This is a genomic window from Agarilytica rhodophyticola (genome assembly GCF_002157225.2).
GTDB classification, from domain to species: domain Bacteria; phylum Pseudomonadota; class Gammaproteobacteria; order Pseudomonadales; family Cellvibrionaceae; genus Agarilytica; species Agarilytica rhodophyticola.
In genome coordinates, this window is sequence record NZ_CP020038.1 from 1,015,001 (window position 1) to 1,027,868 (window position 12,868).

The 12,868-nt window shown below is 42.8% G+C and carries 13 protein-coding genes and 2 rRNA genes (1 of these 15 only partly in view); all 15 read left to right on the plus strand.

The window, feature by feature from the left end; translation table 11 throughout:
* Positions 1-998, plus strand: a 23S ribosomal RNA gene (locus BVC89_RS04315) (it extends 1,872 nt beyond the left edge of the window).
* Positions 999-1,290: 292 nt separating this feature from the next.
* Positions 1,291-1,406 (plus strand): 5S ribosomal RNA (gene rrf, locus BVC89_RS04320).
* A gap of 270 nt (positions 1,407-1,676) precedes the next feature.
* The gene (locus tag BVC89_RS04325; protein ID WP_086930019.1) at positions 1,677-3,803 is read left to right on the plus strand and encodes a hypothetical protein; all 2,127 of its coding nucleotides are present in this window, start codon (positions 1,677-1,679) and stop codon (positions 3,801-3,803) included.
* A 75-nt stretch (positions 3,804-3,878) separates the two neighbouring features.
* Positions 3,879-4,400, plus strand: coding sequence for a crossover junction endodeoxyribonuclease RuvC (ruvC, locus tag BVC89_RS04330; RefSeq protein ID WP_086930020.1), 522 nt, complete (start codon positions 3,879-3,881; stop codon positions 4,398-4,400).
* A gap of 184 nt (positions 4,401-4,584) precedes the next feature.
* Positions 4,585-5,208: a Holliday junction branch migration protein RuvA gene (gene ruvA, locus BVC89_RS04335; protein WP_086930021.1), complete on the plus strand. Its 624-nt coding sequence runs from the start codon at positions 4,585-4,587 to the stop codon at positions 5,206-5,208.
* Positions 5,209-5,326: 118 nt separating this feature from the next.
* Positions 5,327-6,361, plus strand: a complete 1,035-nt coding sequence (gene ruvB / locus BVC89_RS04340; protein WP_086930022.1) for a Holliday junction branch migration DNA helicase RuvB — start codon at positions 5,327-5,329, stop codon at positions 6,359-6,361.
* Between the two features lie 12 nt (positions 6,362-6,373).
* Entirely contained in the window at positions 6,374-6,775 is a 402-nt protein-coding gene (locus BVC89_RS04345) for a YbgC/FadM family acyl-CoA thioesterase (RefSeq protein WP_086930023.1), read from the plus strand.
* 69 nt (positions 6,776-6,844) lie between these two features.
* Positions 6,845-7,531 carry a protein TolQ gene (gene tolQ / locus BVC89_RS04350; protein WP_086930024.1) on the plus strand — a complete coding sequence of 229 codons (687 nt, stop codon included), beginning with the start codon at positions 6,845-6,847 and terminating at the stop codon, positions 7,529-7,531.
* 2 nt (positions 7,532-7,533) lie between these two features.
* Positions 7,534-7,950, plus strand: coding sequence for a protein TolR (gene tolR, locus BVC89_RS04355; RefSeq protein ID WP_086930025.1), 417 nt, complete (start codon positions 7,534-7,536; stop codon positions 7,948-7,950).
* A 10-nt stretch (positions 7,951-7,960) separates the two neighbouring features.
* Positions 7,961-8,722, plus strand: a complete 762-nt coding sequence (gene tolA, locus BVC89_RS04360) for a cell envelope integrity protein TolA (RefSeq protein WP_086930026.1) — start codon at positions 7,961-7,963, stop codon at positions 8,720-8,722.
* Between the two features lie 23 nt (positions 8,723-8,745).
* Positions 8,746-9,993 carry a Tol-Pal system beta propeller repeat protein TolB gene (gene tolB / locus BVC89_RS04365; RefSeq protein ID WP_425428386.1) on the plus strand — a complete coding sequence of 416 codons (1,248 nt, stop codon included), beginning with the start codon at positions 8,746-8,748 and terminating at the stop codon, positions 9,991-9,993.
* Positions 9,994-10,054: 61 nt separating this feature from the next.
* Entirely contained in the window at positions 10,055-10,552 is a 498-nt protein-coding gene (pal, locus tag BVC89_RS04370) for a peptidoglycan-associated lipoprotein Pal (RefSeq protein ID WP_086934504.1), read from the plus strand.
* Positions 10,553-10,564: 12 nt separating this feature from the next.
* Positions 10,565-11,314 carry a tol-pal system protein YbgF gene (ybgF, locus tag BVC89_RS04375; RefSeq protein ID WP_245929337.1) on the plus strand — a complete coding sequence of 250 codons (750 nt, stop codon included), beginning with the start codon at positions 10,565-10,567 and terminating at the stop codon, positions 11,312-11,314.
* 73 nt (positions 11,315-11,387) lie between these two features.
* A complete protein-coding gene (gene queE, locus BVC89_RS04380; RefSeq protein ID WP_086930029.1) occupies positions 11,388-12,038 on the plus strand; it encodes a 7-carboxy-7-deazaguanine synthase QueE in 651 nt (216 codons plus the stop codon).
* 21 nt (positions 12,039-12,059) lie between these two features.
* A complete protein-coding gene (gene queC, locus BVC89_RS04385) occupies positions 12,060-12,755 on the plus strand; it encodes a 7-cyano-7-deazaguanine synthase QueC (protein ID WP_086930030.1) in 696 nt (231 codons plus the stop codon).
* Positions 12,756-12,868 lie beyond the last annotated feature (113 nt).

Consider the following 12,868-nt stretch of genomic DNA (forward strand, 5'->3'; position numbering starts at 1 on the left):
CGGCCGTAACTATAACGGTCCTAAGGTAGCGAAATTCCTTGTCGGGTAAGTTCCGACCTGCACGAATGGCGTAACGATGGCGGCGCTGTCTCCACCCGAGACTCAGTGAAATTGAAATTGCGGTTAAGATGCCGTATACCCGCGGCTAGACGGAAAGACCCCGTGAACCTTTACTATAGCTTTGCACTGAACTTTGAGCCTACTTGTGTAGGATAGCTGGGAGGCTTTGAAACTTAGGCGCTAGCCTAGGTGGAGCCAATCTTGAAATACCAGCCTGGTATGTTTGAGGTTCTAACCTCGGTCCCTTAGCGGGATTAGGGACAGTGTATGGTGGGTAGTTTGACTGGGGCGGTCTCCTCCCAAAGAGTAACGGAGGAGTACGAAGGTGCGCTCAGCATGGTCGGAAATCATGCAATGAGTATAAAGGCAAAAGCGCGCTTGACTGCGAGACTGACACGTCGAGCAGGTACGAAAGTAGGTCTTAGTGATCCGGCGGTTCTGTATGGAAGGGCCGTCGCTCAACGGATAAAAGGTACTCCGGGGATAACAGGCTGATTCCGCCCAAGAGTTCACATCGACGGCGGAGTTTGGCACCTCGATGTCGGCTCATCACATCCTGGGGCTGAAGCCGGTCCCAAGGGTATGGCTGTTCGCCATTTAAAGTGGTACGCGAGCTGGGTTTAGAACGTCGTGAGACAGTTCGGTCCCTATCTGCCGTGGGCGTTGGAAATTTGAGAAGAGTTGCTCCTAGTACGAGAGGACCGGAGTGAACGAACCTCTGGTGTTCGGGTTGTCACGCCAGTGGCATTGCCCGGTAGCTATGTTCGGACGGGATAACCGCTGAAAGCATCTAAGCGGGAAGCCTCCTTCAAGATGAGATTTCCCTGGGGCTTGACCCCCTGAAGGGCCGTTTAAGACTAAGACGTTGATAGGCGGGGTGTGGAAGCGTTGTGAGGCGTTGAGCTAACCCGTACTAATTGCCCGTGAGGCTTGACCATATAACGGAAATGATTGAAAGATCTTTATGGCAACGATAATCGATGATAAACGATATAAGTTGTGTAAAGGCTTTGATTGTGTTGATTATACAATGAATGTATTGCTGGCTAGGCTTGGTACTAATCAAGTTATAGCGTAGAGCACTTTAGTTCATGAGTGACACTGGATTATGTGTGTATAAGAACACTATGCTGTCTTCTTCTTTCGCTTGTTAAAGCCTGTGTAACAGGCATGCATAACAGATTCGATGTTGTTGCTAATAACCTTTAGCTGCTTCGTCCACCGGTTATGCCTGACGACTATAGAGCACTGGAACCACCTGATCCCATCCCGAACTCAGACGTGAAACGGTGCATCGCCGATGGTAGTGTGGGGCTTCCCCATGTGAGAGTAGGTCATCGTCAGGCTTTTATTATGAAAACCCCATCCGCTCAGGCTGATGGGGTTTTTTATTGTCTAATAAGAATAACTACATCACCAGATCAACATATCTAATAGCGTTTGACTAACCCTTCTATCTTATTACAGCCCAGTATTATCCACGCTTAAATACTCATCTGTGGCAAATCACTATTTTTTGGTATCATCAATAGCGTGTAAAGCTAATCTAATATGAGAAAACAAAAGGAGTTGAGTGAAGTAAAAGTCTTAAGTGAGTATTTTAAGGTGAATTTATTGTGAGTAATCCGTCATTAGTGTCGCTAGAAAATAGTATTGATAAAGCATTTGAGCACTATCAAGATACTGTGTCTGATAACGAAGATATTTCAAAAAGACTTAATATCCTTACATTTGCATCTGCTATTCCACTTTTGGTTTATGCTCTTTTTACTGTCTTATTGAGCTTAACCTATCTTTACCAGCTATTATCCTTCTTTATTATCCTGATAAACCCTTCATCTATTTTGTCCGCTTTGTTACAGGGAATAGGACTTATTTTGGCCGCGCCATTTTTAATATTTTTATTAAGACCCTTTATACAAAAGGCTTACAATAAACCCTTTTTAGAACTAAGCGAGAAGAATTATCACGATTTTTTTTCTGTTATCGACAAACTGTCTTCAACTCTTCATATTGATCCTATCAAGAAAGTGTATGTCTCTACCGATGTCGTAGTGGATGTTTATTACAAATCTATTAAAGACTATAAAAATAAAGTCCTAAGTTTGGAAGTCGGGCTGCCTCTACTGACAAATGTATCGTCCCTTGAACTTTTATCCTTTATTAGCAGAGAGTGCAGTTTCTACTCGGAGAGTAAAAATAGCCAATACTATCTTATATTGAGAAGTATCAGAAGTTGGTGCTATAGGATCGCTTATAACGAAGATCCTTGGTTACTAAAAATAGAGGCTATAGGAGAAAAGCTTACTCTATTACGCTTTTTATTTATTCCTGTTTACTTCGCATCATCATTCACAAATAAAGTATTTCAGTTATTTCTAAATATAGTTAAAGCCTTATCTGGATCTGTGTTAGATAAAATGAATTATAAGGCAGATAGTTATCAGGCACATCTCTTAGGAAGTGATGAGCTGAATCAGCTTTTAAAAAAGTTAGTAAGGATCGATCAAGCCTATCACTCTGCACTTGAGAAAATCTTATCAGAGGGTAACGCGCCGGCAAATATGTCTAGTTTGATATCGTCTGTTTACGATCAAACAACAATTCAAAAAGAGCAGTTCATTGAAATGACGCTCTCTGAGTTTTTCAGCAGCTGGCACATGCTGCCGCCTCCGAGTTCGAGAACAAGAGAGATAACTAAGCTTGCGATTGACAGTAATATCACGTTTTCTCAGCCAATATCCTTTCTATTTGAAAATATTGAAGATATTTCTACAGCTGTAACAACACTATTTTACAAGCAACACGGTATTCAAGGGAAAGTCGAAAATGAAAATAAAGGCGACAGTAGAAAAAAACATGAGCAGCAACCTGTTGTCATGGCAAAAAATGAAGAGATTTTACGTAAATTTTCTAGTGGTCTTTATCGCAGAGATATTGTTTGGGACACAGCTGAAGTTGATAAATTCTCAAAACTTGATGAAAGTAAAATAACACCCTTTTTGAATAAGGTTGTTGTGAGTATTCGACATAGCCTTCCGGAGTTTAATCGTTGTATTGAACTGCTCAGTGATCATCAGAAAAACATGTCGCAATACCATTTCTATCATTGGCTTATAAAAGATGGCAGTGGTAAGCGACCACAGATTGAAGTTATCGAGAATCTAAAAAGCACTATAGATGGGTTCAATACAAAATATAAAGATAGTATCCCTACCTACCGAAAGTTCTACGGTATTAGAGTTGTTGCAGGTATTGCTCTAGGTAGAAATCACCAGGCTCATTCGCGCGCACTTATGTTGCTAAAAATGTTAGCTAAGCTAAGCGAGCTTCAAAATACGGTGGCGGATAGTAAAATAAAGTGTGGTACCTTAGAACAACTAATTGAAAGGCGAGAACAAGGAGATACTTTTCACCAGAAGACTATTTCTAGATTGACTCGAATGATTTTAAAAACCGTTGAGAAAACGGAGAGTGTAATTGCTCACTTTCCTTCTTCTCTATTGGAACCACATATTACTGTTGATATAAATGCAAATAAGCTACAACTTGAGCAGCTGAATGGCGCGGACTATGAGCGTTTAGTTATTAGGCGTTTTTATGAGCTAGTTCGTTATTTTGAAGCCTATAATACAGCTATAAGTGCAAAAATTGCCCTCTTTGTTGAAATGGTTGAGCGTAAACAGAAGATAGAGTCTGTCGTCACGGTGGTTCTGAAAGATAAAGTTGTCACTTCCAAGTAAGAGATTCTTGCTTGACTATTGTTGAGCTGGCTGAAAAACTTGTAGTGTCTACTACCACTGAATAAAAAAACATATATGTCTATTCTCCTTGGAATCGACCCAGGGTCACGTAAAACCGGCTACGGTGTTATCAACTTTACCGCAGGCAAGGTAAGCTATATCGCGAGTGGCCTGATTCGTATCCCTGATACATTATCACTGCCTGAAAGACTTAAAGTGATCTTCGATGGCGTATCCGAACTTATTGAACTCCATATTCCTCAAGAGTTTGCTATAGAACAGGTTTTTATGGCAAAGAACGCTGGCTCAGCGCTGAAATTAGGACAGGCTAGAGGCGCTGCAATAGTCGCAGCAATGGATAATGATGTGCCGGTATATGAATATGAAGCGAGAAAGGTAAAACAGTCGGTCGTCGGAACAGGCGCTGCGGATAAAACACAAGTGCAACATATGGTAAAGACATTATTGAAGCTTCCGAAAACACCGCAGGAAGATGCCGCCGATGCGCTTGCTATTGCGTTATGCCACGCTAATACACAGCAGCATATGATCAGAATGGCAGGTTCTAAACAATATCGCCGTGGTCGTATAATTTAGCAAAAGGCATGGCTTGTCGTTACAATCAGGCTAAGGTGACTAAAGAATATAGTGCATAGAGTTCTTATTGAGTGCTTTGTATACATAACAACTTTTCCTAAATCATATTAAGCTTAATGCTTAGTCTAAGAGTTTAAATTTTAATTTCGGCTATGTGCCAGAGAATGTAATAAAGAGAAAAATTATGATTGGTCGACTGACTGGCACCCTCTTGGAAAAACAAGCTCCCCATTTACTTATCGATGTCCAAGGTGTCGGCTATGAATTACAGTCACCCATGACGACTTTCTACCAGTTACCTGCAGCCGGCAAGCAGGTAGTATTGCACACACATTTCTCCGTCAGTGAAAATTCTCAGCAGCTGTTTGGCTTTATTGGTACTCAAGACCGAGAACTTTTTCGCTTACTTATAAAAGTTAGCGGTGTTGGACCTAAAATGGCTATTGGCATCATGTCTATGGAGGCAAATGACTTTGCTCGGTGTGTTATGGATGACAATGTCTCTGCTCTAGTAAAAGTTCCGGGTGTAGGCAAAAAAACAGCTGAACGCTTGATCGTCGAGATGCGTGACAAACTAAAAGATTGGAGTATAGAAAAAACTCCAGATAGTAATGAGAGTGGGATTATTAAGCTCGACGAGCCTGCCTCAAACGTTAATGACATGATTGCAGAAGCTGAGAGTGCCTTGATTGCCCTGGGCTATAAGCCAACAGAAGCTACTAAGGCTGTCTCAAAAGTAAAAAATGGTGATGTTCAACGCAGTGAAGATTTGATTCGTCTGGCATTGCGCGGAATGTTGCCTGCTTAGCATTTTTTCTTAAAAAGTAAGCTAGCACATAACATTGTGTTGAATTGCCAGTTTTTGGCATAGAAAACTGTTATTGTATTTTTAAACGCCAAGTTTTCATTGGTAGAGTAGTGACATAATGATCGAAGAAGATCGTATTATTGGGCCAAGTGCTCAACCAAAAGAAGAACATCTCGACCGTGCAGTCAGGCCTAAACGCTTACAAGACTATATCGGCCAGCCAGCTGTTCGAGAGCAAATGGAAATATTTATCGGTGCGGCCAAAAAGCGTAACGAAGCCCTCGACCATACCTTAGTTTTTGGACCGCCTGGGCTCGGTAAAACTACCCTGGCAAATATTATTGCCACTGAAATGGAGGTAGATTTAAAAACTACCTCTGGCCCCGTTCTTGAAAAAGCTGGGGATTTGGCCGCTTTGATGACGAACTTAGATGCAGGAGATGTACTATTTATTGACGAAATCCATCGCCTAAGCCCCGTTGTAGAAGAAGTCTTGTATCCGGCAATGGAAGATTTTCAGTTAGATATCATGATTGGAGAAGGGCCTGCTGCGCGCTCGATTAAATTAGATTTACCCCCGTTTACACTGGTAGGGGCGACAACAAGAGCGGGTTTACTAACCTCGCCTCTCAGAGACCGCTTTGGTATTGTGCAGCGACTCGAATTTTACAATAAGCAAGATCTCACCAAAATTATTGTTCGTGCGGCCAACCTGATTGGAGTAGAAATTGACGAAAGTGGCGCTGCAGAAATTGCTAAGCGTGCCCGCGGAACTCCTCGTATAGCCAATCGTCTTTTGCGTCGTGTTCGCGATTACGCAGAAGTTAAATCAGACGGCAAGGTGATCGCGGAAATAGCCGATCTCGCACTGAATATGCTTAATGTTGATGAAAACGGTTTTGATCATATGGATCGCCGTTTATTGCTGACCATGATAGAAAAATTTGCTGGCGGGCCAGTCGGGGTTGACAGTCTAGCTGCTGCGATTAGTGAAGAGCGTGATACAATCGAAGATGTGCTTGAACCCTATTTGATACAACAGGGGTTTATGATGCGAACGCCAAGAGGAAGAATGGCAACGCAGCTTGCTTATCAGCACTTCGGTTTGCACGCACCTAATACGGTGAAACAAGATTCACTACCTGGGATATAAGTGCAGGACTCCATGACTTTGGACAACGAATTTTTTTTTCCAATACGTGTCTATATCGAAGACACAGACGCAGGCGGTATAGTTTTTTATGTGAATTACCTAAAGTTTATGGAGCGAGCTCGCACAGAACTTTTACGTAATAAGGGTTTTCCAAAACCTGCTGTATTAGACGATGGAAAATTAATGGTGGTAGTATCGGCGAAAGTCGATTATAGAAAACCAGCTAAACTTGATGATAATCTTGCTGTCACAGCAAAAATTATAAAGCTTGCTCGCACTTATATGGTGTTTGAACAAAAAATATTTTGTGACGGATTTTGCTTAACTGAAGCTGAAATTAAGGTCGCATGTGTAAATCGCGATACAATGCGTGCCTGTGCATTTCCTAAACGATTAGTTGAACTACTCAGTTAAACAAAGAAATGTCATGTGTAAAATACATACCTTTGTCGTAACAAAGCATACAGGAAGGGGATTTATTTCATGAACGATGAGCCACTGTCGATTATCCATTTGATATCGAATGCGAGCTTACTTGTCCAACTAGTAATGATGGTTTTGGTTCTTGCATCCATGATTTCCTGGTTAATGATTGTGCAAAAAGCAATTTATCAGCGTAATGCCCATCGTCATTTACGAGCGTTTGAAAATACTTTTTGGTCCGGTGTTGATTTAACTCAGCTATATCGACAAGGTAATGCCAAGTCTGGCAAGAATAGTATCGAGGGAATAGAAAATATTTTTCGCTCTGGGTTTAAAGAGTTTTCCAGTCTGCGTCAACAGAGCGGCACAGAGCCTGATGCGATTATGGAAGGCACACAAAGAGCGATGCGTGTGGCTTTGTCGCGAGAACAGGAAAAGCTTGAAAGTAACCTACCTTTCTTGGCGAGTGTGGCATCTGTAAGCCCCTACATAGGCTTGTTTGGAACTGTCTGGGGGATTATGAATTCTTTCCGTGGACTCGCTAATCAAACCCAGGCAACATTGGCGACAGTTGCACCGGGTATATCAGAGGCTCTAGTAGCAACGGCCATGGGTTTGTTTGCAGCAATACCCGCAGTACTTGCGTACAACCGTTTTGCAGCCAAAGCAGAATTTTTAACGGGTAACTACGAAACTTTTGCTGAAGAATTCTCGTCAATTTTACATAGGCAAGTACACGCGAAGTAATTATGGCTGGTAAAAAACGTAAACCAATGGCTGAAATTAACGTCGTTCCTTATATTGACGTTATGCTCGTTCTGTTGGTCATCTTTATGGTCACAGCCCCCCTCTTAATGCAGGGGGTCAAGGTTGATCTGCCCCAAGCGCCCTCTGCACCGGTCGACAAAAAAGACGAAGAGCCAATAATTGTTTCGGTAAAAACTGACGGCACTTACTATATTAATCTTGGCGATAAGCAAGAAGATGCAAAGCCGCTTAAAGATATTGCTAATACGGTGAGCAAAGTTTTACGGCAAAAGCCTGAAACTACTGTTCTTGTGTGGGGGGATACAAAGGTACCCTATGGCGTCGTTGTAAGCTTGATGACTGAGTTGCAAAATGCAGGTGCACCAAGCGTGGGTCTCGTGACAGACCCTCCACGTTAAGTGGTGTACTATGGAATTTTTAACTAAGTTCGTTATTCCTGCAACAGTAAGTCTAGTGATTCACGCTGGTATTTTTTTAGCGTTGACTGTTAGCTGGGAAGGTAAAACGGAAGTTAAGAGAGTTATTCCTCCCAAATATGTTGAAGCTAAGCTGGTAAAGTTAAAGGATACTTCGAAAAAAAAAGCGTCAGCAAAAAAGCAACCGAGAAAAATAGATCTTACAGCTAAACGTAAAGAACAAGCTCGCTTAAAACAAGAACAAGAGCGAAAGCGCAAGGCAAGAATAGAAAAACAGAGAAAAGAGGCGCAGGCAAAAAAAGCAGCCGAGAAAAAGAAGCGAGAAGAAGAGCTAGCGAAAAAGGCGCGAGAAGAAAAGCAGCGCAAAGAAAAAGAACAGCAGCAAAGGTTGCAACAAGAATTTGAACAGGCCTTATTAGAAGAACAAGGGTTGTTGCAAGAAGAAGAATTTGCTGACGAAGCGCAATCCTATACTTCGAAGTTTCGTCAGCGTGTTGAGTCGAAATGGAGCCGACCACCTTCAGCTAGAACAGGTATGCGTTGCGTGTTGAAAATTCAATTGGTGCCAACAGGTAGAATCGTCAGTGTGAATATTACGGAGAGTAGTGGTGATTCGGCTTTTGACCGCTCTGCAGTCCAGGCGGTAAAAAAAGTAGAAGTTTTCCCAGAAGCAAAAGAAATGTCGCCGGATGTATTTGAGCGTTACTATCGCACCTTTAATTTCTCATTTAATCCTCAGGACTTAAGACTGTGAAGATAAAAATATTGCTCGTTACGATGATACTTAGCTTATCATCCGTATTGCATGCAGAACTTACGATAGAAATTACTCAGGGTGTTAACGACCCTACTCCCATTGCTGTAGTGCCTATGGGCGGTGTCAAAGTACCTGAAAATATTTCTAATATTGTTTCAGCAGACCTGCAGCGCAGCGGTTTATTTAGACCAATTCCTCGCGGTGATATGTTATCTCTGCCAACTCAGGAGTCTCAAATTCACTACCGAGACTGGAGAATCTTAGGAGCCAGTTATGTATTAATTGGTGGTTTGCAGCAAACGCCCAATGGTTTTGAGCTGATTTACGAACTGTATGATGTGGTTTCTCAACGAAAAGTTTTTCGTAAATCTTCTAGTGGTGGTACATCGGCACTGAGGGATATTGCCCATGCTGTTAGTGATGCTGTATACGAAGCAGTAACCGGCATTCGTGGTGCTTTTTCCACTAAAATTCTCTATATTGAAGATCTACGCCGAGGGCCTAAGCGTTATCGTTTGGTAAAAGCTGATGCAGATGGTGCTCGCGCTAAAGTAATTTTTAGTTCCAGCCAACCACTGGTTTCTCCGGCTTGGTCCCACGACCTCAAACAGGTAGCTTATGTTTCCTTTGAAACATCGCGTCCTGCTATATTCAGACAAAACTTAGTGACCGGTCAGCGTGAACAGCTCACCAATTTTCAAGGACTCAACGGAGCTCCAAGTTGGTCGCCAGATGATTCCAAACTAGCTTTAGTGCTTTCTAAAGATGGAAACCCCGAAATATATACTTTAGATATTGCAAGTAAAAAGTTAACACGAGTGACACGCCACTTCGCGATTGATACCGAACCGAATTGGACCGCAGACGGAAAAGGTATTATTTTTACGTCAAATCGAGGAGGTAGCCCACAAATCTATCAAGTTGGGCTTGCCAGCAGGCGTGTAGAACGCTTAACCTTCGAGGGTGATTACAACGCCCGTTCTAGAGTATCACCTGACGGCAAGAGTCTTGTGATGGTGCATAGGGAAAATGGTATCTATCACATCGCATGGCAAGATATTGTATCTGGAGATTTGCGCATTCTCACAGAAACACGGCTTGACGAATCGCCGAGCATAGCGCCTAATGGCGCCATGCTTTTGTATGCTACTAAGCATCAAAATAAAGGAGTGCTGGCGGCGGTTTCGATGGATGCGGGGGTTAAGTTCAGGCTGCCCTCAAAACAAGGTGATGTGCGTGAGCCAGCGTGGTCTCCGTTCGTTAATTAGCTTTCGTTAGTTAGTAAATTAGGTGGGTTAAGTGATTTTTTTAAAACTTGGGAGTAAAACAGTGACTAAAACGATTAAACTATTTTTAACAATATTTGCATTAACAGGTGTATTGGCTGCTTGTTCTTCCAATACTCAAGTAGAAGAACCCGTTGAAGATACAGCACCAGTTGAAGATGATACTTCAGTTGATAACACCGATTACGATCTTCCAGAACCTGTTCAAGACCCACTTGAAGGTGTTGATAGTGTTTTCTACTTTGAATTTGACCAATCTATTTTAACTTCTGAAGCGCGTGCTGCATTAACTGTTCACGCTGAAGTTCTTCGTGATAGTCCTAAGTCTATCCGTCTTGAAGGTCATGGTGATGAGCGTGGCAGCCGCGAATACAATATGGCTCTCGGTGAGCGTCGTGCGAATGCTGTTCGTGACTATCTTGTACTTCAAGGGGTTGATGGAAGCCTAATAGAAACGGTAAGCTATGGCGAAGAGCAGCCTGCAGAAGTTGGAAGTTACGATTCTGCGTGGGCTAAAAACCGTCGAGTTGAACTTAAATAAAATTTAAATTTTATGATGTACCGCTTTGTTACGGCCGCTATTGCTTCAATGGCGGCCTGTTTTGTTTCTGCCCAAGTAGAAGTTGAAGATCGCCGAATCCCTTCTGGCGCAACCCCTGTGCCTGTGGCACAGCCGGCCAATAACTCTGCTGAACTTTTCTATCAGCTTCAGACCCTACAGCAAGAAATCCTGCAGCTAAGGGGATTAGTAGAGCAGCAAGCTTTCGAAATTAAAAAACTGAAACAGCAGCGCCTGGATGACTATATTGACCTGGATCGCCGTGTCAGTGAATTAAGTCAAGGTGGAGTAACAAAGCCTACCCAAAGTGTTGCGGGTCAAAACAATACCGTCACGAGTTCTACTCCCCGGCGTTCGGGTTCTTCTGCAGATGAGCTGAAAAGCTACCGTGCTGCAATGAACTTAGTTCTAAAGCAACAGAAATATGACGATGCCATAGTATCGTTAAACAAGCATCTTGAAGATTTTCCCCAGGGGCGCTACTCGGCTAATGCTCAGTACTGGTTGGGCGAGATTTTCTTGCAGAAAAAAGATTTAGAAAAAGCCCAGTCTTGGTTTTCTCGCGTTATCAGTGAGTTTCCCAGCCACTCTAAAGCAACCGATGCGCAATATAAGCTAGGCACAGTCTACGATTTGCTTGGTGATAAAAGTACGGCGAAAAACCTACTTGAAGAAGTGGCAAAATCTAATACTAACGTGGCTCGCCTTGCCCGTGACTATCTAGAAAAAAATCTATCTCAGTAGAGTTTAAGTAAAACTCTACTCGATCAATGCCATCAATTTATGTACAATCGGCCGCTTTTTGGCCAGTATTGCTATGTCCGACATTAATTTGCGTATAACAGAAATATTTTTTTCTCTGCAGGGAGAGTCTCGCACAGTGGGCTTGCCCACGGTTTTTGTCCGTTTGACCGGATGTCCTTTGCGTTGTGTTTACTGTGATTCTGAGTATGCGTTCCACGGTGGCGATAAAATGCCTCTTGACACCATTCTGGCTGAGGTGGCCTCTTACAAAGCTGGTTACGTTTGTGTCACTGGAGGTGAGCCACTGGCGCAACCTGCGTGTCAGAATTTACTTACCAAGCTTTGCGATCAGGAATATGCCGTGTCTCTGGAGACCAGTGGTGCGATGGATATATCCCAGGTAGACCAGCGTGTCTCAACGGTTATGGACATTAAAACGCCAGCTTCTGGTGAGCAAGGACGTAATTTATACAGTAACATCGATCATTTAAAACGCAGTGACCAAGTGAAATTTGTGATTTGCGATCGGCAAGACTACGAGTGGGCGCGTTTTAAATTAGACGAATACAAACTTGTCGAAAAAGTCAGTGATGTGCTTTTCTCGCCTAGCTATGAGCAGGTACCTCCGTCTGAGTTAGCACAATGGATATTGGAAGATGGCTTAAATGTACGCTTCCAAATGCAACTTCATAAACAGCTTTGGGGCGATAAGCCCGGAGTGTAATACTAAATTTGAGATAGATGTATGTCAGAAACACAAGACAGGAAAAACGCTGTTGTGTTGACTTCTGGTGGCTTGGATTCCACAACGGTCATCGCGATAGCGCAAAGTGAGGGTTACCAAGTATATTCCCTTAGCTTTGATTATCAGCAGCGTCATCGCACAGAGCTAAATGCTGCAGCAAGGGTTGCTAAAAAAATGAACGTAAAGGCGCACAAAGTGGTTGGTTTAGATTTACGTACCATTGGTGGTTCAGCACTTACAGACGATGACATTGGCGTGCCAGATGCGGATATAGAGAGCACAGGAATTCCGATAACTTATGTTCCTGCGAGAAATACGGTTTTTCTTTCTATCGCCTTGGGCTGGGCAGAAGTTCTTAACGCAAGTGCTATTTTTATTGGCGTCAATGCCGTCGACTATTCAGGCTATCCAGATTGCAGACCAGAATACTTGGAGGCCTACCAAAACATGGCTAATCTTGCTACAAAGGCGGGTGTTGAGGGTGCAGGTGTTAAGATCCATGCCCCTTTGCTTGAGTTGACAAAAGCCGACATAATCAAGCGTGGTTTAGCACTTGGTGTAGACTACAGTGCAACTGTTTCCTGTTACCGAGCTAATGAACTTGGTGAGGCTTGTGGAAAGTGTGACAGCTGTGTTTTACGCGCAAAAGGCTTTGCAGATGCACAAGTGGAAGACCCAACTCGCTACGTTAGCTAATTTTTATAAATGAATTGATAAAAACTTCTTGAGTTTTATCTCGAAATCATTACTATATGCGCCTCTTTGAGCGCAGTCAGTTAATTCAAATATGCATTGCTCTTAAAGGTTCC